The sequence below is a fragment of the Acinetobacter vivianii genome, from assembly GCF_014635885.1.
Taxonomy (GTDB): Bacteria; Pseudomonadota; Gammaproteobacteria; order Pseudomonadales; family Moraxellaceae; genus Acinetobacter; species Acinetobacter vivianii.
This window is the reverse complement of record NZ_BMDR01000003.1, coordinates 40,894-60,454: the sequence shown is the minus strand read 5'-3', so window position 1 is coordinate 60,454 and position 19,561 is coordinate 40,894. Positions and strand designations below refer to the sequence as shown.

Sequence of the window (19,561 nt, the reverse complement as noted above, 5' to 3'; positions counted from 1 at the left end):
AAGCATTTATGTTCTAATAGGTCAGTTTTTTCAAATGTTAGAATTTTAAAAATGTCTGAACAACGTCCAACAGTCTCTGTGCGCTATTATCTGAATCTGGAAGAATCACAAGATGGTTTTGCTCTGGTCACTTTTGGTAAAAAGACGTTTAGTCGTTTTCTGACTCCCGTGATTAGTATTGCCATTATCCTGTGGGGCGTTTATTTAGGCTTCTCTGGGGTAGGGCGTTATTATGTTGCGCTGGGTGCTTTTTTCCTGCTTATGCAAGGTGTGATGCGCTACTGGTTATTGCCGATGTTGTTCAAGCGCCAGTTTGTACGCTATCAATTTGGGAAAAGTGAACAGGGTGTTGATTTATATCAGGATCATTTTGAGCTGTATTCAACAGGTAAAACCCAGAGAGCCGAATATGCCGAGGTCCAATCCTTTGCAATTGGCAAGCTGACCTATATGCTGGAACTGAAAAGTCATACGGTCATCATTGTACCGAAGCGTGCATTTGAAAATTCAGCAGATCAAACCAAATTTGAAAATAGTTTTAAAAAGTAAACTTATCAGCGGTTCAAAGAACAAGGAACATTCATGAGTACACGTCCTTCAAAAATTGTGTGTGTAGGCCGAAATTATGCTGAACATGCGAAAGAATTAGGTAACCCTATTCCTGATCGTGCGATCTTATTTATCAAGCCACCCAGCAGTTTGAGTCCTTTATCGCAAGGAATTAGTTGGAATCAGGCTTTAGGTGAGTGTCATTATGAATGTGAAATCTGTTTAAAAATCACCCATCCTTTATCTCAGGAAACTGATCCTGCCAAAGCTTTAGAAGCGATCGGTGCAGTGACCTTGGGGCTAGATTTAACCTTGCGTGATTTGCAAGGGGATTTAAAAGCCAAAGGCGAACCATGGGAACGTGCCAAAGCATTTGATGGTGCCTGTCTTTTGGCGGACTGGATCGAAGCGGATGAAGTGGGTGACTTGCAAGAGTTAGAACTCATTTTCACCATTAATGGCGTTGAGCGTCAGCATGGATTTAGCAAAGATATGATTCGGGATATTGGTGCATTACTGGTTGAGATCAATCAATGTTTTAGTCTGGAAGCAGGCGATGTGATTATGACGGGTACACCCGCAGGTGTCGGCGCTTTACGTGCCAATGATCAGTTGACCATGAAACTGATTACCCAGTCTGGTGAATATGATTGGGATAGCTTTGTAAAAGCATAATCATCACCATCAATAAAATGGCGCTGCTATGAAAATATCAGCGCCATTTTTTAACAATGAGAAAAATAGAATGAAAACATGGCTATATGTCGCACTCTTTTTAATGACCACCATCGGCCATGCGAAACAGCTTGCATTCAGTTTTGATGATGGCGTAAATCCTGATCTGAATGCGCAAGCGACTCAGATTAATCAGCAAATTTTACAACAGCTTAAACAGCATCAGCTCAAAAGTATGATTTACCCAAGTGTGATTAAAATTGGGGATTATGCTGGTTTACAGTTGGTCAAGGAGTGGGGTAGACGAGGTCATCGGATTGGTAATCATAGCGAATTACATCTCAACCTCAATAAAGATCAAATCTCTAGTCAGCAGTACATTGCGGGTATTCAGCGTGCAGAGCAGGTTTTTCGTCCTTTACCAGGTTGGGTAGCCAGATATCGTTATCCCTTCTTAAAAGAAGGCAATACTCAGGAAAAGCGGGATAGCGTTGCCCAATACTTAAAACAGCAGGGCTATCAGTCAGGTGCGGTAAGTATCGATGCCAGTGACTGGTTTTACAATCTGAAATATTTGTCTTATCAAAAACAGAAAAATACAGCTCAACTTGAAAGATTAAAACAAGCGTATATTGCCCATTTACTCGATCGGGCTGCCTATTATGATCAGCTGGCTGTTGAAACGATTGGCTATTCTCCAAAGCATGTGTTGCTACTCCATGTAAATGCGATTAATGCTGCATTTTTGAATGACGTGATTGAAGCGTTCGAAAAACAAGGTTGGCAATGGATTGAAAGTGAACAGGCTTATACCGATCCTTTGTATCAGCAACATCCTGATATTTTGCCTGCTGGAGAAAGTTTGATCTGGTCATTGGCGAAGCAAAAAGGTCAGACAAAGTTACGTTATCCAGCTGAAGATGCACCTTACGAACAGGACAATTTAAAACGTTTTGATCTACCTTGATCTAACGACCTTGATAGAGCTTGCGAAACTGATCGGGCGTGAAATGCATCCAGCGTTTAAACATATAAATAAAAGCCGATGAGCTGGCATAGCCTAGATCTAGGGCAATACTCTCAATGGTTTTGCCCTGATTCAGCATCGACATGGCTTTCATGACTTTTAAACGTTGCCGCCACTCATGCAGTGACATCCCCAATTCTTTTTGGCTATAACGCGCTAAGGTTCGCTCGGTCATATTGATCATGTGTGCGAGTTGTTCAAGGGTACTGTTATCGGCAGGAAATTCATGTAAATGGGTCAGGATCTTTGCCAGTGCCGGATGTTGGGTGGTGGGCAAATAACTACCGACCAGTTCAGCATGCGTTAACGTGTCCAGTAAAACATGTAGAAGGCGTATATATTCTGGGTCTTGTTCTGAAAATGAATGATGACGAATGTGTTCCAGCAGCGCAGAAACCAGTGGTGCGGAGAGTAAAATCCCAGCCTGTTGCGGCATCCGTTGGCATAAAGACTCATGGATATAAAGCGTACAATAGGTCACATCATTACGGTTAATCCCGCTATGTTGCAAATGTGGCGGTAGCCAGATGCCATAAGGTGGAGGCGTAAGGTAATTGATTTGCTCAATATTGACTTCAAGTACGCCATCAAAAGCATAAATAAACTCACCCCAAGCATGTGCGTGTTTAGGATAAAAAGTCTCTGCGGGCGCATCCCGAACGCTTAACCATAACGGCGCGGGAATATCATTATAGGTTGGAATTGCCTGAAAATCCTGAATCCTTTGTGCTGACTTTTTCATAAGATGAGAATTGCCCGAAAACACGCATGTCTTGTCAGATTTTCACTATATCATGAAAATCTGACAGTCTTATATTGGTTCTCAAATTATAGAGTTGGGAGCGTGCTATGGATGAGCGCAAAGCATTAGATGCAACCGCATCAGGTCTGATGATCGTACTGTGTATGATCTGGGGCTTACAACAAGTCATTTTAAAAATGGCCGCTCCCGATATTTCGCCCTTAATGCAGATTGCATTACGTTCAGGTTTGGCTGCTGTTCTGTTGTTGCCTTTGTTATATCTGGATAAAGCCAGTCAGTTATTCAATCGCCAGAATCTCAAAGCAGGGGCATTGGTCGCTTTTCTGTTTTCATTAGAGTTCTTTCTGCTGGCGCAAGCTTTGCAATGGACGTCTGCATCTCATGCGGTGGTGCTGTTGTATACTGCACCGATCTTTGTGGCTTTGGGGCTGCACTGGAAGCTTCCTTCCGAGCGTTTAAGTGTGTTGCAGTGGGGCGGTATTGCTATTGCTTTTTTAGGGATTGTGGTCACTTTCATGCGAGCAAATCAGGGTGCAACGCAGTTAGAACAGCAAATGTTATGGGGAGATTTACTGGCGTTGGCGGCGAGTATTGCTTGGGCTGCAACCACGATTACGGTGCGTTTATCTTCTCTGGCACAAGCCGCCGTCACGCAAACCTTGTTTTATCAACTGGCTGGTAGTTTTGTTTTATTGTTTGGCTTGGCTATATTCCTTGGACAAGCCACGATTCATTTTACCCCGCTGGTGATCGGCAGCTTGGCCTTTCATACCTTGATTGTATCCTTTGCCAGTTTTCTGGCGTGGTTCTGGTTATTACGCAATTATCTGGCTTCCCGATTAGGCGTTTTTTCCTTCCTGACCCCGTTATTTGGCATGGCCTTTGGTGTGTGGTTGCTAGGTGAAAAAATTGAACTGAATTTTGTGATTGGTTCAGCCTTAGTGTTACTTGGAATTGTGGTGGTCAGTTTGCAAGGCTGGCTCAGAAAATAAAAAAGGCCTCGATTGAGGCCTTTTGATTATTTTTGTTCAAAGATGGTGGAAAGTGGAATGGAGAGCTTGGCGGCTAAATAATCATTACTTTCAATCAAGGATGGGCCGAGTCGTTCCATCCATTCATCATCTTGGTGAATATGTTCAACATCATTACGTAGCGGCAATGGATAAGGGAGGGCGGTGAAGAAGCTCCAGAAATCAACCTGCGCTAAATTACGAACCAGTACATATTCATCTTTATCGGTACGCATAATCAGGTTTTGCTGTTCCAGTTGCATAATATAAGCAGGTAAACGACCTAATTCACCACGCCCAATAATATTCAACAGCTCTTTCTCACTGACACTTTGACCAATCTGTTGCTTCTTATAAAACAGTTCCAGAATGTCGAGTAACATTAGGATAGGATGGCGTTTCTGTTCTTTTCCAGAATGGAATGCGGTGAGGGCAAAACTGATTTCCACACCCAGTAAAATAATATTCCAGGAGAGGTAAATCCAGAGCAGGAAAATTGGCACCGCAGCAAATGCACCATAGACAATTTCATAGCTGGTGAAGTTGCTCATGACCCAGCCAAAAAAACGTTTTAGAACTTCAAATACCGTCGCACTAAAACAGGCCGCAATAAAGGCTGAAAATACTGGGACAATACGGTTGGGAATGGTCCAGTATAAAATGAAGAAGCCAACAATAGTCAGTAAAAACGAGATCAGCCAGAGCAGGAATGCACCATCCAACTGATAGCCTGCAAAATTATTGCTGAGAATACTCATTGAAGCGACTGTGGAAGACAGTACAAAAGCACTGCCCAATACAATCGGTCCCAGTGAAATAATGGTCCAGTAACGCATAAAACCGACCAGACCAGTACGGGTCTCTTTCACCCGCCAGATCCGGTTAAATACATTCTCAATAGAGGTCAGCATCAGAACTGTGGTGACAAACAGGAACAGCACACCAATCACCGTGAGGTTACTGGACTTCTCGGTAAATGCATTTAAGGCCTTATCAAAGGCAATGGTACTTTTCGGTAAAAAGTTACTATAAATCAGTTGTTGTAGCTGTTGCCGAGCTGGTTCTAATGCTTTAATGGAGGAGATAATCACCAGAAAAACAGTCAACATTGGTACGACTGCAAACAGGGTGGTATAGGTCAGTCCTCCTGCTTGTTCCCGACAGCGGTCAGCTTCAAAACGCCGTAACACAAACACAATAAATTGAAACCATGTTTTTTCTAAAAAAGGCAGTTTTTTTAGATAACGGTGTAAGATCATGGGTTCTATCCTAATTATTTTTAATAAAAATCCTGTGAAAGCACAGGACTTGTAACAGCCTAAAATGTATAAAATGTCGTATAGTGTTCTTTTTAACAAAATTCTTGAAAGTGATGCAACCTTACGTTCTTGTTCTTTATTACAGTAAATATGGTTCAACTAAGCAAATGGCGCACCTCATCGCCGATGGAATTGAAGCGGCGGGTGTGACTGCACGCATCCGAACCGTGCCCAACTTGGCGACGGTGGTGACTCAGGCTGAGGCCAGTATTCCAGAAGATGGTGATATTTATTGTAGTCTGGATGATCTGACGCATTGCTCAGGTTTAGCGTTGGGTTCACCGACCCGTTTTGGCAATATGGCCAGCGAAATGAAGTACTTTTGGGATCAAACCACTAGCTTATGGTTAAATGGTGCGTTGCATAACAAACCTGCTTGTGTGTTTACCTCTTCGGGTTCGATGCATGGTGGGCAGGAAAGTACATTATTGACGATGCTGCCGCCGTTGTTTCACCACGGCATGATGATCTTGGGCTTACCGAACTCGATTCCAGCATTGTCGAATACTAAAACGGGTGGAACGCCGTATGGCGCCAGTCATGTCAGCGGACCACGCCATGATCAAAGCCTGAGCCAAGATGAAAAGCTTTTGTGTGAAGCACAAGGCAAACGTTTGGGTGAGGTTGTAAAAGCACTGGCTGGAAAACTTTAACGTATAGAACGACGGTAATTTTGTCCGATTCGAACTAACTGCCAGAATTGTAGAGGGTCGGTTGGATAGGCAATCAAGCTCTGATTTTCACTGAGCAGCGATATTTTATCGAGATTACCTTGTTCTGAGATCAACATGGCATAGACATAATCAAGCAGGTCGGTTGCACTGAAAACCTGTTTATAGGCGTCTTGCAGTTCAGCATTTTGATTGGCAAAACAAACCCGATGCGGCTGATCTTCATTAAGGAATGAAAGGCCAAGTCTTTTTTCTATTTCTATCACAATCTCCGGATTCAAGTGTAGGGGTGATCGTGATAAAACGAGATGGTGGATTTTAAAATCTGAACTGTGATCTGACATCACCTTCGCTCGTTGGGAATCGTTATTTTATAAAATCACTATACGCTTTTTATTCGTATTTTATAAAGAGCAAAAAAATGGGAGCCTAAGCTCCCATCCTGTTATTTCTTTAACTGCCAGTCATAGATATTTCGACGATAGGCATACCAGATCATCCACAGACCAATGATGATCATTGGGAAACTGAGGATCTGGCCTTTGGTCATCCAGCCAAACAAAATAAAGCCTTGGTCTGCATCGGGTTGACGGAAGAATTCCATAAAGAAGCGTGCGACACCATATCCAGTCAGGAACAATGCAGAAACCGCCATACGTGGACGTGGCTTGGAACTAAACCACCACAGCACGATAAATAGGATCAGCCCTTCACAGATGGCTTGATAGATTTGTGAGGGATGGCGCACTAGACCTAATGGGTCTGTCGGAAAAATCATCCCGAAAGGATAGTTCGGGTCTTGCACCTGACGACCGTAGAGCTCCCCACCGATAAAGTTACCAAAACGTCCAAACATTAAGCCTGTTGGTACACACGGTGCGATAAAGTCCAAGGTTTGAAACCATGTTTTCTGGTATTTTTTACACCAGAACAACATTGCAATCATGACGCCGAGGAAACCACCGTGGAAGCTCATGCCACCTGTCCAGACCTGAAATAACCAGAGCGGATTTTCCAGAAATTTACCGAACTCATAAAACAGCACATAGCCCACACGACCACCCAGCACAACGCCCAGCGCTCCGTAAAAGACCAGATCTGAAACCATATCGGCAGTCCAGCCATCACGTTGTTTAGCGCGATATGATGCTAAACCCCAAGCACATAGAAAAGCCAAGAGATACATGAGTCCATACCAGTGCACCTTGACTGGTCCTAAGCTCAGCGCAACTGGATCAATATTTGGATAGGTCAGCATTGCTGTTCCTCAATTTAGAATTTGGAATTAAGTTTTGATCAGATTGTAGCGGAATGATGTGAAAAATGTTGTACATTCAATGTGTAAAGATGTGAGAACCAAATCAATGTGTATTGTCGCTTTCGCATGGCATGTGCTGGATGAGATGCCATTATGCTTACTTTCAAATCGTGATGAATTCTATCACCGTCCCAGTGCAAGCCTACATCAGTGGCCAAATCGTGTGATTGTGGCTGGGCAAGACCTACAGTCAGGCGGCACATGGATGGGTGTAACTGCATCAGGGCGATGGGCCATCCTGACCAATTTCCGAAATGGTCGGGATCAACAATCCTATACAACATCACGTGGGCATCTGATTCAATCTTTTCTGGAAAGTGATCTGGCACCGATTCGTTTCGCACAGCAATTGGAACAGCAACAACAGGACTATGCGGGATTCAATCTATTTGTTGGAGATCGGGAACAGGCGGTTTACATGAGTAACCGTGGGGAGGCACCTCAAGTGCTGCCGAATGGGGTATACGTAGTGTCAAATGGTCTAATGTCCGAAGATTGGCAAAAGACCAGACATTTGCGCAAGCGCTTTACTCAAGAATTTTTACCGATGTTGCAACAATCCCAGATTCTGGAATCTGAACTCAGACATGCGGCTTGGGATATTTTGGAGGATGAGCGCAAAGTCATTCCAGATTTATTACCTGATACAGGCATCAGTACCGAAATGGAAGCATTATTGTCTTCAACCTTTATCCAGAGTCCTGTATACGGAACGCGATGCTCTAACTTTTTACGACTCACGCCAACACAATGGCAATGGTTGGAAAAATCTCAGCAAGGAGAAGAGCAGGGTGAGATTGTTGAATTAAGTGTAGATTTACAGAAATAAAAAAATGCCGACATAGAGTCGGCATTTTTGAAATTAAAGCTTGAATTTAAGCTTTTTTCTCAATTGATGGTGCAACTGGATCAGCGGTGATATAGCCAACACTTGCACTATAACCACCATTGTAGTTGGCTAAAACTGTTGCTTTTAATTCAGCAGGAAGACTTGAGCTATCACCCGCATGCTGGAAATTGCTCATGATATAGGTCCAGCCATTCACTGAATCAACTGCATGTAGACCTGTTGATTCTGCACCCGCTGGAGTCGAAAGAATTCGATCTAAAGACTTGGTATCCACATTATAAGCCCATAGGAAGTTGTTGGTATGGTTACCACTATCTTCACCGATGAACAAAGTACGTAGCGTTTCAGAGAATTTTAAGTTGTCTGGGCTTGCGATGTTATCAGGATCAGCGGTATTGCCTAAGCTATCTGCTGGAATATCTTTGCCCATCAGAACCATATGGCTTTGATATGGTGTCCATTCGCTATTGATCACATTATTGAGATGATCGACTTGGCTGCCTTTAAGATCATGTGCAAGTACACCACCAGCTTTTAGCGTGTTCTTGAATTTTACATTATGTGCTGCGACCCAACCCGTTTTACCTTCAATCATTGAGTCCTGAATATTGGCAAGTGCAGAATAAGCAACTTTATCCTTGATATTCACCGTAGTTCCTTCCATCTTGGTGAACGCCATACTACCGCCTTTAAGGGCAGCGTAACGGTGTGTTTCGAGGAAGGCAGCAGCTAATTCGATTTCTGCTTTGCTGAAACCATTATTGGCTTCTTTTAACTTGATCCAAAGCGTTTTCTTATCAAGGACAATCTGTGTATAACCTGTTAAATCTGCCGGTGCTGTGGTTAAGCTCTCCATAATGTTTTCGGCTTTGATGCCGCGAACATTGACCAGATCTTCAATGGTTTTACTGTCGGTATGGCCCAGCTTGATCCATTTGATTGGTGCTGTAGAGGTTTCATTCAGCTCAGATGTGTATTTTGCAACGTATAATGTTCCCGCAGATAAGTCTTTTTCTTTATCTGCAATAAACATAAAGAAACCGCCGTTAGTATAGTCATCACCCATAATTACGGTACGGTTGTCTGGCATGACCTGAATCAGTTCATGTGAAATGCGGCCCAAGCAGTAGTGTTTAACCGCTGTACCGCGACCTTTACCATCGAGGATGATTTCAGGTAAATGACCATAATTATATACATTGGCTGTATTTTCATTGCCATACAGATTTTTACTGTAAGCTTTTAATGTTGCTAGCGTGCTACCGATTTGATCGAAAGCATCTGGCTCATATTCTTCACTTGAAAGGTGAGTATTCCAAGGCGAAAGGCTAGCACCACAAGTAATCCATAGACCATGAACTTTCGACATGTCCACATTGAAGTATTTTTTCAATGCAAGATGGCCTGTTTTTTGGTCTTGGTCTAATGTAAGTACGGCAATCGGAGAGGGTAATTGTCCATACATGCTTTGTTGAGCGAGGTTATGTGTGGTGTACTCGAACTGAACCACATGGAATACTGGATTATTGACACCAGCAACTTGTGCATCTTTGAGATAAATCATTGATGAGCCATCTGGACAATCAGAGAAGAATTGACGTTCTTGACCAGCAACCGATGTATCTCTGATCGGTTGATTGTTGATGTCGTAATAGCTACCCGCAATAATTTTTCCGCCATTGATATTGTCGACTTCCATACCCGTGCGGAAAAACTCTTGATAACCTAATTTATATTCTGTTGCTGTATTGTCTTCCCAAGTCACTGTTAAGCTTGATTTGACCGAGGTAGTCGCCATTTCCGCCGTGGTTGATGGGGCGGCCATCGGCGTAAATTTGGCATTTTTGAATTTCACCAGTTTTGCTGGTGGAGTGACAACATTATTATCGTTGTCATCATTGCAACCTGTTAGAGCTGCTGCTGTACCCATTGCCCCCAATGGTAAAAATGGAACGCCAGCGAACCATTTTAAAATATCACGACGACTTGGCTGATTGGTATTGGCTGTCATAATAAATCCGTATCTATAATATATGGTAAATAAATCCTGATAGATTCTATGAATAGGACATGACATTTTTTTGACAGTTTGAAGGCAGTTTGAAGACAATTTTATTTTTATAAATTATTGAAAAATATAGAGCAAAATAAAAGAATCCCTGAAATATTTTCAGGGATTTTATCTCCGTTTTTTAGTTTTCGACTTTTCTTTTTTCGAGTATTTTTCCAAGCAATAAACCGAGTTCGAATAACATCCACATTGGTACAGCCAGCATGATCATAGAAAGAGCATCTGGAGGGGTTACAAACATAGCAACAAAAAAGCATCCCACAACGATGAAGCGACGTTTTTCAACCAGACTTTGTGTGCTCACCAGACCAATTAAGATGAGAACTAAAGTAATAATTGGAATTTCAAAAGTAAAACCAAAGACCAAAAACAGTTTTAAACAGAAGCTTAAATAGCTGTTGATATCAGTCATTGGCGCAACTGTTTCAGGGGATACGCTAATAAAGAAATGCAAAATTGCAGGCAAAGTAATGAAATAGGCAAATGCCACACCTAGATAAAATAGCACGATACTTCCTAACAGGAGAGGAATGGCTAAATGGCGTTCTTTTTCGTAAAGTGCGGGTTTGATAAATGACCATATCTGATAAATGATGTAAGGCATTGCCAGCATAAAAGCAACAAACAAGTTCAGCTTAAATGGTGCCATGAATGTTGCAGTAACATCGGTCGCAATCATGGTTGAGCTAGCTGGCAGTTGCTGTCTTAATGGTTCTGAGAGCCACTGATAGGTTGTATTTCTAAATGGCAGTAAACAGAAGAAAAGAAGAATCGTCACCCCAACAATCTTGAAAAGATATTGGCGGAGTACAATCAAATGCTGCATCACAGGCATTTGTTGCAGGGTTTCTTCAGTACTGACGGAAGTCGATGGTAATTGGCTCATACGGCAATCTTTAATTCTGTATCAAACTTTTGAGGCGGTCTATTCGGCTCAAGGTTGAAAGGTAATTGCTTTTGGTATTCAAGACTGAATGGAACGACTGCTTGTTGAGACCGAAAGCTGTAAGTCGTCGTTGATTGATTCGTCTCTACTTGTACTGGCTCAGCATCGGATGATGTTTGTGTGCTTTTAAGCGCATCTAACTGTTGTTGCATCCTGCGTTCAAGTTCAGTGATTTTATCAATTTCTTTTTGCATTTCTTCGCGAAACTCGGAAAGGCGAAGTTCGCGATCGATTTCATTCTGAATATTGTTGATAAACTTTTTTATTTTGCCATACCATTTCGCCACGAACCGAGCAGCTTCTGGTAATTTATCAGGACCGAGCACCAGCAATGCAATTACTGCAAAGCAAAAGATCTCGGTCATTCCCAAATTCAGCATAGTCGTGCTCGCTTAGCTTTTTACCGAGCTTTCAGTATTTTTAACTTGAGCATCAATGGTGCGAGGTTCATTTAAAGGCGTCGCGACTTCATCTTCTTTCATCGATTTTTTGAAGTCTTTAACCGCGCCACCGACATCTTTACCTAAGTTCTTAAGCTTTGATGTACCGAAAAGTAAAATCACCACGATTGCAAAAATCAGCACATGCCAAATCGATAAACCAGCCATAATTTTATTCCTATAAAACTTTGGATATATCTCAACAGCTAGGCATGACAAAGATGTGACACTTATATTGCAGTTTTAAGACAAACATCGGCACAACCCAAAACAGTGCTAGCATATACAGCTGCCAAATAAGCGATCAAAATTAGATAACATGACTTTTATTCTTCCACTCAGTGCCTTCATTTTCGGCTTGTTGCTTGCTCAATTTAAGCTTGCAGAGAAGTGTAAGAAAGTCTTGTCATCCTTATTGGCGCGGTTATTTATTCCAGTTGTGATTATTTACAATATGGTGTTTTATCAGGCCGGTAGTTTTGCGCTGATTCTGTTTAGTTTTCTCTCTTCCATTATTCTGTTTTATTTATTTGCCTATTATTCAAAAGATCGTTTACAAGCGCTGTGTTTTAGCTACAGCAATATCGGCTGGCTAGGCTTTCCATTTGCCATTGCCTTATTTGGCGAACAGGTCAGTGCTGCCATGATTGCGCTATATATCGGTGGTTCATTATTTGGCAATATTTGGGCAGTTGCTGCCGTTTCAGAAGGACCGACGAATCATCTCGCGACGTTACATAAAGTTATAAAATCACCGCCTGTGCTTGCCTTATTGATTGCGTTTATCTTGTGGCTTCTGGGAGTTCAGCGCTTAGAAGGAAATATGCTATTAGAAGGGATATATGAGATTGCCAAGTTTGGGATGAGCTTTGCTGGCATGTGTATTTTAGGAATGTGGCTGAGGCATACTCGGGTACATTTTTTAGATTTGCTTTTAAGTATGCGTACGCTGATGTTGAAATTATTGTGTGGCGTGCTGATCTGCGCCATGACTTATTATTTGATCCCGATTCCACAGCTTAAGTTATTGCTTCCTGTTTTGTTCTTCTTATTCTGTTTGCCACCAGCCGCCAATATTGTGGCTTTGGAAACTCATTATCAGGGTACCGGCATTTCAGCCCGATATATTGCTGCAGGAACAATGGTGAGCTGTTTGGTCATTATTGTGTATGGCATCTTATTGCATGTAAAAAGTGCCCTCATTTAGGAGGGCACTTTAGTATTTTAAACTAGACTTGCTTTAAACAGCTGCATTGCTTGCCCACGATGGCTGATCTTATTTTTCTCAACTTTGCTCAGTTCAGCACTCGAAACATTGAGTTCAGGTAGCCAAAATAAAGGGTCATAACCAAAGCCATTTTCGCCACGAGCTGCCTCTAAAATCTCACCTTTCCAGATGCCTTGGAAAATTTGTGGAAGTGGATCTTCTGCATGAGTAACGAGCGCGAGTACGCAAACAAACATGCCTTCAATCACTTCGCCATCTTTACGGAAGGGTGAGAGATCAGCTAAAAGTTTTTGGTTGTTGGCAGCATCATTGCCGTGTTCGCCTGCATAACGTGCCGAGTAGATGCCAGGTGCACCACCTAAAATTGGAACACAAAGTCCTGAGTCATCTGCGAGGGCTGGTTTGCCTGAAAGTTTAGAGGCATGACGCGCTTTGATAATGGCATTTTCAACAAAGCTGAGACCGTCTTCGATCGCATCTTCAATATCCAGTTTGCCTTGAGGAATGATTTCAACAGGAAGGTTGAGTTGTTGGAAGAGATGTTCAAATTCAACAACTTTGCCTTTGTTATTACTTGCAAGAACAAGGCTGCCTTGGTTGAGCCATGATTGGGTAGACATGAGTTAAACCTATCTAAATTTTGCGTATTTTAACGTATTTCTAGAATGAAATAGCTGAATTATGAATATGAATGAATAGAGCATTTTTTCCGATTAAAAATGATTTGGGCGGTATAGTTTTCTGTTTCAATCAAAGATGTCTTTTGAGGGTGCTTGCTTTTGCAATCAAAAGTAATACTTCCAAAAATTGAAGGAAAATTGAGGTTGATATACGCGATGGGATAAAAATGCTTTTGGGAATGAAAAGGGAGCTGAAAATGAAACTGATTACTTGGCTTTGATGATATTTCACTGATTTCTGTATCTGTATTTTTTCTGAATACTGGTAGCATTAAGATCGTTTCACGTTGTAGATGGGTCGTGATAAATGGGAAAAGTAATCAGACTCATATGTCGCATAAGCAGTTGAATTTAACTTTTCTAACTCTTTCATGAAATCGCTTTGGGTATAGCCATTTTTATAAGAAGTAATTTGAATCGAGAAAGTTAATATTTGAGAATGATCAAAAAAGAATGGCTTTAGCATCTGAAATATAATGATGCCACTCACTATAAAGAAAATACTTATATAAATTGAAAGTTTAAATTCATTTCTATTAAGCATTAAATTTCTCTTCTTTATACTTATTGACTTAGCAGCAAATTAGCCTGAGGGCTTTTATTTGATATTGACCAAGATTATCGCAATAAAAAACCGACTTTCACAAGTCGGTTTTTTATCGCTCAATACATCTAAAAAAGATTATTGTGCTTGAATCCATTTATCAGCACGGTCACGTGCGGTACGGATCTGATCTTGAGTCAGGTTAGCCGCCAAAGCAGTTTTCTTACCTTCAGAAAGTTTGATTACTTTGGTATCGAGCATGCCATCACGGGTTGAAAGCTCATACCACTGATAAGCACCCATATAGTTTTTCTTTTGCTCTTCCATCATTGCAAGATTAAAGCTGGCACGGTTATCACCATTACTTGCTGCTTTCTCGAAATAACGACGCGCTAAAGCTTCATCTTTCTTGGTACCAATACCATCGGCATACATACGGCCAACATTCAACTGTGCTGCAGATAAACCTTGATCCGCTGCGGCCTTGAATAAAGTAAATGCCTGTTTCTCATCTTTAGCAACGTCTTTACCATACTGGTAACGGGTTGCTAAATAAAACTGTGCCCCAGCCTGACCAGATTTCGCTGCGCTTTGTAATCCATTGATATCCATCACTGAATATCGCGCTGCCTGTGTTGCTACCGATTGTGGTTGGGCAACATAGTCAGCGTGCGCTTGTATACTGATCAGACCAAATAAAAATGTGCTGATTAATGTCTTTTTCATAGAGCGCTCACTCGATAAATTGCGACTTCACCAAATAGGTTCGGCATATGCTTACTGAGCATACTACCTTGTTGGTCACCATTAACGGCAAGTCGATTAATAATTTTAATCCGGTTCTCAGCACACAAGGCTTCAAAATCGCGGAAAGTACATAAATGAATATTCGGGGTGTTATACCACATATAAGGTAAAGCTTCCGAAACAGGCATTTTCCCTTTCAATGCAAGAAAAGAACGCGTCTTCCAATGCGCAAAGTTTGGAAAAGTAATAATAGCCTGTTTGCCGACACGCACCATATCACGAAGTAATACATCGGGTGCATCTACAGCTTGCAAAGCTTGTGCCATAACCACAGAGTCAAAAGACTGGTCGGCAAAGCGACTTAAACCAAGGTTCAAGTCCTGTTGGATAATATTTAACCCCCGACTGATGGCAATTGCAATCTTTTCTTGATCAATTTCTAGCCCATAGGCACGAATATTGTGCTGTTTGCTCATATGAGCCAGCAATTCACCATCACCACAGCCTAAGTCTAACACGCTAGAGTTCGGGTTGATCCACTTTTCGGCGAGTTGTTGATCTATACGCATCAGTGCTGCTCCTGTCGTGTCGATTTCAACTGTTGTTCTCCACCTAAAAATGCCCGTAGTGTTTTCACATAGAGTGGAATAGGGAACAAGAAAGAGTCATGGCCTTGTTCAGCATCAATATCCAAGTAGCTGACAGGCTTATGATTATCAATCAACGCATCTACCAGTTCCTGTGAACGGCTTGGACTAAAACGCCAGTCCGTGGTAAATGAAATCACCAAAAATTGGCATTTTGGCTTACTCATGGCTTTTGTTAAAGAATGCTCATATTCACGGGAAGGGTCAAAATAATCCAGTGCCTTGGTCATAATCAAGTAAGTATTTGCATCGAAATTGCGACTGAATTGTTCACCTTGGTAACGCAAATAGCTTTCAACCTGAAATTCGACATCGAAACCATACATAAATTTGCCTGACTTGAGGTCACGACCAAATTTTTGCTTCATGGCTTCTTCAGACAAGTAAGTGATATGGCCTACCATACGTGCCAGAATCAGGCCACGTTTTGGATAGCTGTCATTTTCCAGATAACGCCCATGATGGAAGTCTGGATCTGACAGAATTGATTGGCGTGCAACTTCGTTAAAGGCAATATTTTGAGCTGATAATTTTGGTGCGCTGGCAATAACGGCACATTTTTTTAGGCGATCAGGATAATCCAGTGACCATTGCAAGGCTTGCATCCCCCCTAAAGAACCACCAATAATGGAATACCAAACCTCAACACCGAGTCGGTCAGACAGCATAGCTTGGGTTTTGACCCAGTCACGCACGGTAACCAGTGGAAAGTCTGGACCATAAGGACGATTTTCATTTTCAGGGTTGGGTGAGGTTGGTCCTGTAGAGCCACTACAGCCCCCGATATTATTTAATGAAACAACAAAGAAATGGTCGGTATCAATTGCTTTTCCAGGGCCAATACAGCTATCCCACCAGCCTGCTTTTTTATCATCTTCATGATGGTAGCCTGCGGCATGGTGATGTCCTGAGAGTGCATGACAAATCAGAATGGCATTCGATTTATCTGCATTGAGTGTTCCATAGGTTTCAACCATTAAATCAAAACGTGGTAATACTCGACCACATTCAAGTTCTAGAGGTTGTTCAAATTGAAACTTTTGTGGTGTGACTAAACCCACTGAATCCGATGGAAAAGACACTGGAATGATTCGCCCTATAATAAATCATTAATAATAAAAGGATACCAATTCAGGTATCCTTTCAAAAGTCATTTTTTCTGATATTACAACTCAGCTTTACTGACGATTATGTGATATTTCACTCATCTAAACGGCTGCGGCAGCCACCTGATCTGTGGTCAAGACACCTTGCTCAATCAAACGGTTGGTACATGCAATAATAGCTTCAATTGATGAGGTCACGATGTTGTCATGTACGCCAGCACCGAAGGCACTCTTACCTGTACCTTTCACTTGAAGTTCAATCAAGGCAAGAGCTTTGGCATTGGCACCTGAACTGATGCTACGCTCTTCATAATTCACAACATCAATTGGTAACTGTAAAGCATTCAACATGGCTGAGATCGGGCCATTGCCTTCACCGCGTAGGCGTTGAATTCCTCCGTCAATTTCAACGTCTAATTCAATGATTTGTGTACCATTAATATCTGACAATTGATAATGCTTGGTGTGATAATGGCTGTTTTTTACATCCACATAGGTTTTTTCAAATAAAGACCAGATTTCATGGGCGCTGATTTCAGTACCATTTTCATCGGTATGTTGCTGTACGATCTGGCTGAATTCGATTTGAACACGACGTGGTAAGGCAACGTTGTAATTCGATTCTAACAAGTAAGCAATACCACCTTTACCAGATTGGCTATTCACACGGATCACCGCATCATAGTCACGACCTAAATCTTTAGGATCGATTGGTAAATAAGGCATATCCCAGATTTCTTCGTTTTTCTGGAATTCGAAGCCTTTCTTAATCGCATCCTGATGTGAACCAGAGAACGCGGTAAAGACTAAATCACCAGCATATGGATGACGAGGATGTACAGGTAAACCCGTACATTCTTCAACTGTTGCAATGACTTCATTGATGTTGGAGAAATCCAAATTAGGTGCAACACCTTGTGTATACATGTTCAATGCAATTGCAGCAACGTCAACGTTACCCGTACGTTCACCATTTCCAAACACACAGCCTTCAACTCGGTCAGCACCTGCCATAATTGCTAACTCAGACGCTGCGATACCGCAACCACGGTCATTGTGACAATGCACAGAAATAATCACGCCATCACGACGCGCCAAGTTACGGTGCATCCATTCGATTTGATCGGCATAGACATTCGGCGTAGACACTTCCACGGTTGCAGGCAAGTTCAAGATGACTTTATTGGTCGGAGATGCTTCCCAGATTTCAGTCACAGCGTCACAAACATCTTTGGCAACTTCTAATTCTGTTGCAGAGAAACATTCAGGACTGTATTGGAAAATCCATTCTGTAGCAGGGTATTGTGCTGCATATTCTTTGACTTTGCTTGCTGCATTAATTGCAAGCTGCTTTGAGCCATTGGCATCGACATTCAAAACTTTCTTACGGAATGTTGGAGAGTTTGAGTTGTAGATATGCACGATGGCACGTTCTGCACCGACTAATGCCTCAAAAGTACGTTCAATCAAGTGATCACGTGCTTGCACCAATACTTCGATATACACATCATCAGGGATCAAATTTTCTTCGATTAGCATACGGGCGAAATCGAAGTCGATTTGTGAAGCAGAAGGGAAGCCGATTTCAATATGTTTGAAGCCAATCTTGACCAACATTTTGAACATTTTTAATTTTTGATCCATGTTCATCGGTTCAAAAATTGCCTGATTACCGTCACGAAGGTCGGTACTCATCCAGATTGGCGCTTGATTGATTTCATTATTTGGCCATTGGCGATCTGGTAAATCGACGCGTTGGTACATACGGCGGTATTTTTTGCTTGGGTCAGCCAACATCATGAGATAACTCCTTGTCGTAGCATGGTTGCTGAGTCAAATAAAAGGCAACGTGCTACAAATATATATGGTGTCTATAAGAATTAATTTAAAGCGAATTTGGGGATCGAGTGCCTAAAAATGTAGGCCAAAAATTTATACGCGCGCGAGGCGCAGCATCAGGAGAAGAGCAGCAGCGAGATGTATTGTATGAGACGGTTGGGTAAAGCCGCGATTTGTTTTCATCATCTACCATTCGTATGGGTTATTTAATTTTGCAGTTATATTAATCATCTAACTGTGATCAGTCTAGGTGAAAATACAGACGGCTGCAAAGGTCTATAAAACATTTTAAAGACAATGAATGGAAAATATTTCCCTGTTTTTTGCGCTATTTTAATTTTAATGGGGAAAATTTCCCGTAATTTTAATGATTAGAGATAAAAAAATTAATTTTATCTCTATGGGTTGAAAAGTATGCGAATTAGAGTTCAGACCACATCCGAATCAGATTGTGGTAAATGTTGGTGAGTTTCATCACTTCTGGATAAGCATCGCCATGAGTTTTACGCAATTCACGGATACTTTCATCTAGTGTAAACAATAGGTGACGCTTACTATCGTCCCGAATCAGGCTTTGTACCCAGAAGAATGAAGCGAAACGGGTGCCAGAGTTAATACTACTGACTTCATGCAAACTGGTTGATGGATAAAGCACGACATCACCAGCAGGAAGTTTAATCTCATGGTAGCCATAGGTATCTTCAATCACCAGTTCACCACCTTCATATTCTTCCGGTTCGCTTAAGAACAAGGTGCATGATAAGTCAGTGCGGATTTGCTCAGATGTACCACGAATCAGGCGAATCGAGTTATCGACATGGAAGCCAAAGCTTTCAGATTCATCATAACGGTTAAACAGTGGTGGGATGATTTTATGTGGTAATGCCGCGGCTTGAAAAAGTGAATTTTGCCAAATCGCTTTAATCACAATATCACTGAGCGCATGAGTCAGCGGATCTTGTTCTGAGAGCTGCTGATTCTTCTTGACTGAAGCGGAGAGGGTCCCCGCAGTGATTTTTCCACCCACCCAATTTGCATCTGCCATCAATTGGCGAAACTCTGCAACTTGTTCTTTGCTTAATACATTTGGGATATGATGGATCACGGTGAACACCTTTTGAATATTTATTG

General features: G+C 41.8%; 21 protein-coding genes. 7 read left to right on the top strand and 14 right to left on the bottom strand.

Features of this window, described 5'->3' with window-relative positions; translation table 11 throughout:
• The first annotated feature begins 51 nt into the window (after positions 1 to 51).
• From IEV36_RS06795 to IEV36_RS06785, 3 genes are all read left to right on the top strand, one after another.
• Entirely contained in the window at positions 52 to 549 is a 498-nt protein-coding gene (locus IEV36_RS06795; RefSeq protein WP_005259773.1) for a YcxB family protein, read from the top strand.
• Positions 550 to 582: 33 nt separating this feature from the next.
• On the top strand, positions 583 to 1,224 hold the full coding sequence (locus IEV36_RS06790; protein WP_004775826.1) for a fumarylacetoacetate hydrolase family protein: 642 nt from the start codon (positions 583 to 585) through the stop codon (positions 1,222 to 1,224).
• 70 nt (positions 1,225 to 1,294) lie between these two features.
• Positions 1,295 to 2,191 carry a polysaccharide deacetylase family protein gene (locus IEV36_RS06785; protein WP_005259771.1) on the top strand — a complete coding sequence of 299 codons (897 nt, stop codon included), beginning with the start codon at positions 1,295 to 1,297 and terminating at the stop codon, positions 2,189 to 2,191.
• Position 2,192: 1 nt separating this feature from the next.
• Here IEV36_RS06785 and IEV36_RS06780 read toward each other — a convergent pair whose 3' ends face one another.
• Complete coding sequence (locus tag IEV36_RS06780) at positions 2,193 to 2,993, bottom strand: AraC family transcriptional regulator (protein ID WP_005259769.1); 801 nt, start codon at positions 2,991 to 2,993, stop codon at positions 2,193 to 2,195.
• Between the two features lie 107 nt (positions 2,994 to 3,100).
• On the opposite strand from IEV36_RS06780, the gene IEV36_RS06775 reads away from it, so the two are divergent.
• Positions 3,101 to 4,006, top strand: a complete 906-nt coding sequence (locus IEV36_RS06775; protein ID WP_005259766.1) for a DMT family transporter — start codon at positions 3,101 to 3,103, stop codon at positions 4,004 to 4,006.
• A gap of 26 nt (positions 4,007 to 4,032) precedes the next feature.
• On the opposite strand, the gene IEV36_RS06770 is transcribed toward IEV36_RS06775, so the two are convergent.
• Positions 4,033 to 5,283 carry a YihY family inner membrane protein gene (locus IEV36_RS06770; RefSeq protein WP_005259765.1) on the bottom strand — a complete coding sequence of 417 codons (1,251 nt, stop codon included), beginning with the start codon at positions 5,281 to 5,283 and terminating at the stop codon, positions 4,033 to 4,035.
• A 113-nt stretch (positions 5,284 to 5,396) separates the two neighbouring features.
• Here IEV36_RS06770 and wrbA point away from each other — a divergent pair, with 113 nt between their 5' ends.
• Positions 5,397 to 5,996 (top strand): NAD(P)H:quinone oxidoreductase, encoded by a 600-nt coding sequence (wrbA, locus tag IEV36_RS06765; RefSeq protein ID WP_005259763.1) that lies wholly within the window; start codon positions 5,397 to 5,399, stop codon positions 5,994 to 5,996.
• Here the strand turns inward: wrbA and IEV36_RS06760 are convergent.
• Entirely contained in the window at positions 5,993 to 6,358 is a 366-nt protein-coding gene (locus IEV36_RS06760) for a hypothetical protein (RefSeq protein ID WP_005259760.1), read from the bottom strand. The genes wrbA and IEV36_RS06760 overlap by 4 nt on opposite strands.
• Before the next feature lie 101 nt (positions 6,359 to 6,459).
• The gene (gene lgt, locus IEV36_RS06755; RefSeq protein ID WP_004775818.1) at positions 6,460 to 7,272 is read right to left on the bottom strand and encodes a prolipoprotein diacylglyceryl transferase; all 813 of its coding nucleotides are present in this window, start codon (positions 7,270 to 7,272) and stop codon (positions 6,460 to 6,462) included.
• Between the two features lie 106 nt (positions 7,273 to 7,378).
• On the opposite strand from lgt, the gene IEV36_RS06750 reads away from it, so the two are divergent.
• On the top strand, positions 7,379 to 8,161 hold the full coding sequence (locus IEV36_RS06750; protein WP_005259758.1) for an NRDE family protein: 783 nt from the start codon (positions 7,379 to 7,381) through the stop codon (positions 8,159 to 8,161).
• 46 nt (positions 8,162 to 8,207) lie between these two features.
• On the opposite strand, the gene IEV36_RS06745 is transcribed toward IEV36_RS06750, so the two are convergent.
• The 4 genes from IEV36_RS06745 to tatA form a co-directional block, all read right to left on the bottom strand.
• Positions 8,208 to 10,193 (bottom strand): PhoX family protein, encoded by a 1,986-nt coding sequence (locus tag IEV36_RS06745; protein ID WP_005259757.1) that lies wholly within the window; start codon positions 10,191 to 10,193, stop codon positions 8,208 to 8,210.
• 181 nt (positions 10,194 to 10,374) lie between these two features.
• Positions 10,375 to 11,139, bottom strand: a complete 765-nt coding sequence (gene tatC, locus IEV36_RS06740) for a twin-arginine translocase subunit TatC (protein WP_005259755.1) — start codon at positions 11,137 to 11,139, stop codon at positions 10,375 to 10,377.
• On the bottom strand, positions 11,136 to 11,579 hold the full coding sequence (tatB, locus tag IEV36_RS06735; protein ID WP_005259753.1) for a Sec-independent protein translocase protein TatB: 444 nt from the start codon (positions 11,577 to 11,579) through the stop codon (positions 11,136 to 11,138). The genes tatC and tatB overlap by 4 nt, the downstream gene beginning before the upstream one ends.
• 12 nt (positions 11,580 to 11,591) lie before the next feature.
• Positions 11,592 to 11,807: a Sec-independent protein translocase subunit TatA gene (tatA, locus tag IEV36_RS06730; protein ID WP_005259752.1), complete on the bottom strand. Its 216-nt coding sequence runs from the start codon at positions 11,805 to 11,807 to the stop codon at positions 11,592 to 11,594.
• 151 nt (positions 11,808 to 11,958) lie between these two features.
• Between tatA and IEV36_RS06725 the strand changes: the two genes are divergently transcribed.
• The gene (locus tag IEV36_RS06725) at positions 11,959 to 12,846 is read left to right on the top strand and encodes an AEC family transporter (RefSeq protein ID WP_005259750.1); all 888 of its coding nucleotides are present in this window, start codon (positions 11,959 to 11,961) and stop codon (positions 12,844 to 12,846) included.
• Positions 12,847 to 12,863: 17 nt separating this feature from the next.
• Here the strand turns inward: IEV36_RS06725 and rdgB are convergent, their stop codons facing one another.
• From rdgB to IEV36_RS06695, 6 genes are all read right to left on the bottom strand, one after another.
• Positions 12,864 to 13,487: an RdgB/HAM1 family non-canonical purine NTP pyrophosphatase gene (rdgB, locus tag IEV36_RS06720; RefSeq protein ID WP_005259748.1), complete on the bottom strand. Its 624-nt coding sequence runs from the start codon at positions 13,485 to 13,487 to the stop codon at positions 12,864 to 12,866.
• 742 nt (positions 13,488 to 14,229) lie between these two features.
• Positions 14,230 to 14,817 carry a tetratricopeptide repeat protein gene (locus IEV36_RS06715; RefSeq protein ID WP_005259745.1) on the bottom strand — a complete coding sequence of 196 codons (588 nt, stop codon included), beginning with the start codon at positions 14,815 to 14,817 and terminating at the stop codon, positions 14,230 to 14,232.
• Positions 14,814 to 15,407, bottom strand: a complete 594-nt coding sequence (metW, locus tag IEV36_RS06710) for a methionine biosynthesis protein MetW (protein WP_004775800.1) — start codon at positions 15,405 to 15,407, stop codon at positions 14,814 to 14,816. The genes IEV36_RS06715 and metW overlap by 4 nt, the downstream gene beginning before the upstream one ends.
• Positions 15,407 to 16,567: a homoserine O-succinyltransferase MetX gene (metX, locus tag IEV36_RS06705; RefSeq protein WP_004775798.1), complete on the bottom strand. Its 1,161-nt coding sequence runs from the start codon at positions 16,565 to 16,567 to the stop codon at positions 15,407 to 15,409. Before metX ends, metW begins: the two co-directional genes overlap by 1 nt.
• Positions 16,568 to 16,693: 126 nt before the next feature.
• On the bottom strand, positions 16,694 to 18,391 hold the full coding sequence (gene leuA / locus IEV36_RS06700; protein ID WP_005259744.1) for a 2-isopropylmalate synthase: 1,698 nt from the start codon (positions 18,389 to 18,391) through the stop codon (positions 16,694 to 16,696).
• Positions 18,392 to 18,851: 460 nt separating this feature from the next.
• Positions 18,852 to 19,535: a Fe2+-dependent dioxygenase gene (locus IEV36_RS06695; RefSeq protein ID WP_005259743.1), complete on the bottom strand. Its 684-nt coding sequence runs from the start codon at positions 19,533 to 19,535 to the stop codon at positions 18,852 to 18,854.
• Between the last annotated feature and the right edge of the window lie 26 nt (positions 19,536 to 19,561).

Bases quoted from the DNA above. Each gene is read 5' to 3' on its own strand.
- IEV36_RS06745 (WP_005259757.1), bottom strand. From the start codon at position 10,193: ATGACAGCCAATACCAATCAGCCAAGTCGTCGTGATATTTTAAAATGG.
- leuA (WP_005259744.1), bottom strand. From the start codon at position 18,391: ATGATGTTGGCTGACCCAAGCAAAAAATACCGCCGTATGTACCAACGC.
- IEV36_RS06790 (WP_004775826.1), top strand. From the start codon at position 583: ATGAGTACACGTCCTTCAAAAATTGTGTGTGTAGGCCGAAATTATGCT.
- IEV36_RS06785 (WP_005259771.1), top strand. From the start codon at position 1,295: ATGAAAACATGGCTATATGTCGCACTCTTTTTAATGACCACCATCGGC.
- IEV36_RS06760 (WP_005259760.1), bottom strand. From the start codon at position 6,358: ATGTCAGATCACAGTTCAGATTTTAAAATCCACCATCTCGTTTTATCA.
- tatA (WP_005259752.1), bottom strand. From the start codon at position 11,807: ATGGCTGGTTTATCGATTTGGCATGTGCTGATTTTTGCAATCGTGGTG.
- IEV36_RS06750 (WP_005259758.1), top strand. From the start codon at position 7,379: ATGTGTATTGTCGCTTTCGCATGGCATGTGCTGGATGAGATGCCATTA.
- lgt (WP_004775818.1), bottom strand. From the start codon at position 7,272: ATGCTGACCTATCCAAATATTGATCCAGTTGCGCTGAGCTTAGGACCA.
- IEV36_RS06725 (WP_005259750.1), top strand. From the start codon at position 11,959: ATGACTTTTATTCTTCCACTCAGTGCCTTCATTTTCGGCTTGTTGCTT.
- IEV36_RS06795 (WP_005259773.1), top strand. From the start codon at position 52: ATGTCTGAACAACGTCCAACAGTCTCTGTGCGCTATTATCTGAATCTG.
- rdgB (WP_005259748.1), bottom strand. From the start codon at position 13,487: ATGTCTACCCAATCATGGCTCAACCAAGGCAGCCTTGTTCTTGCAAGT.
- tatB (WP_005259753.1), bottom strand. From the start codon at position 11,579: ATGCTGAATTTGGGAATGACCGAGATCTTTTGCTTTGCAGTAATTGCA.
- IEV36_RS06775 (WP_005259766.1), top strand. From the start codon at position 3,101: ATGGATGAGCGCAAAGCATTAGATGCAACCGCATCAGGTCTGATGATC.
- metW (WP_004775800.1), bottom strand. From the start codon at position 15,407: ATGCGTATAGATCAACAACTCGCCGAAAAGTGGATCAACCCGAACTCT.
- IEV36_RS06770 (WP_005259765.1), bottom strand. From the start codon at position 5,283: ATGATCTTACACCGTTATCTAAAAAAACTGCCTTTTTTAGAAAAAACA.
- tatC (WP_005259755.1), bottom strand. From the start codon at position 11,139: ATGAGCCAATTACCATCGACTTCCGTCAGTACTGAAGAAACCCTGCAA.
- IEV36_RS06715 (WP_005259745.1), bottom strand. From the start codon at position 14,817: ATGAAAAAGACATTAATCAGCACATTTTTATTTGGTCTGATCAGTATA.
- wrbA (WP_005259763.1), top strand. From the start codon at position 5,397: ATGCAACCTTACGTTCTTGTTCTTTATTACAGTAAATATGGTTCAACT.
- IEV36_RS06780 (WP_005259769.1), bottom strand. From the start codon at position 2,993: ATGAAAAAGTCAGCACAAAGGATTCAGGATTTTCAGGCAATTCCAACC.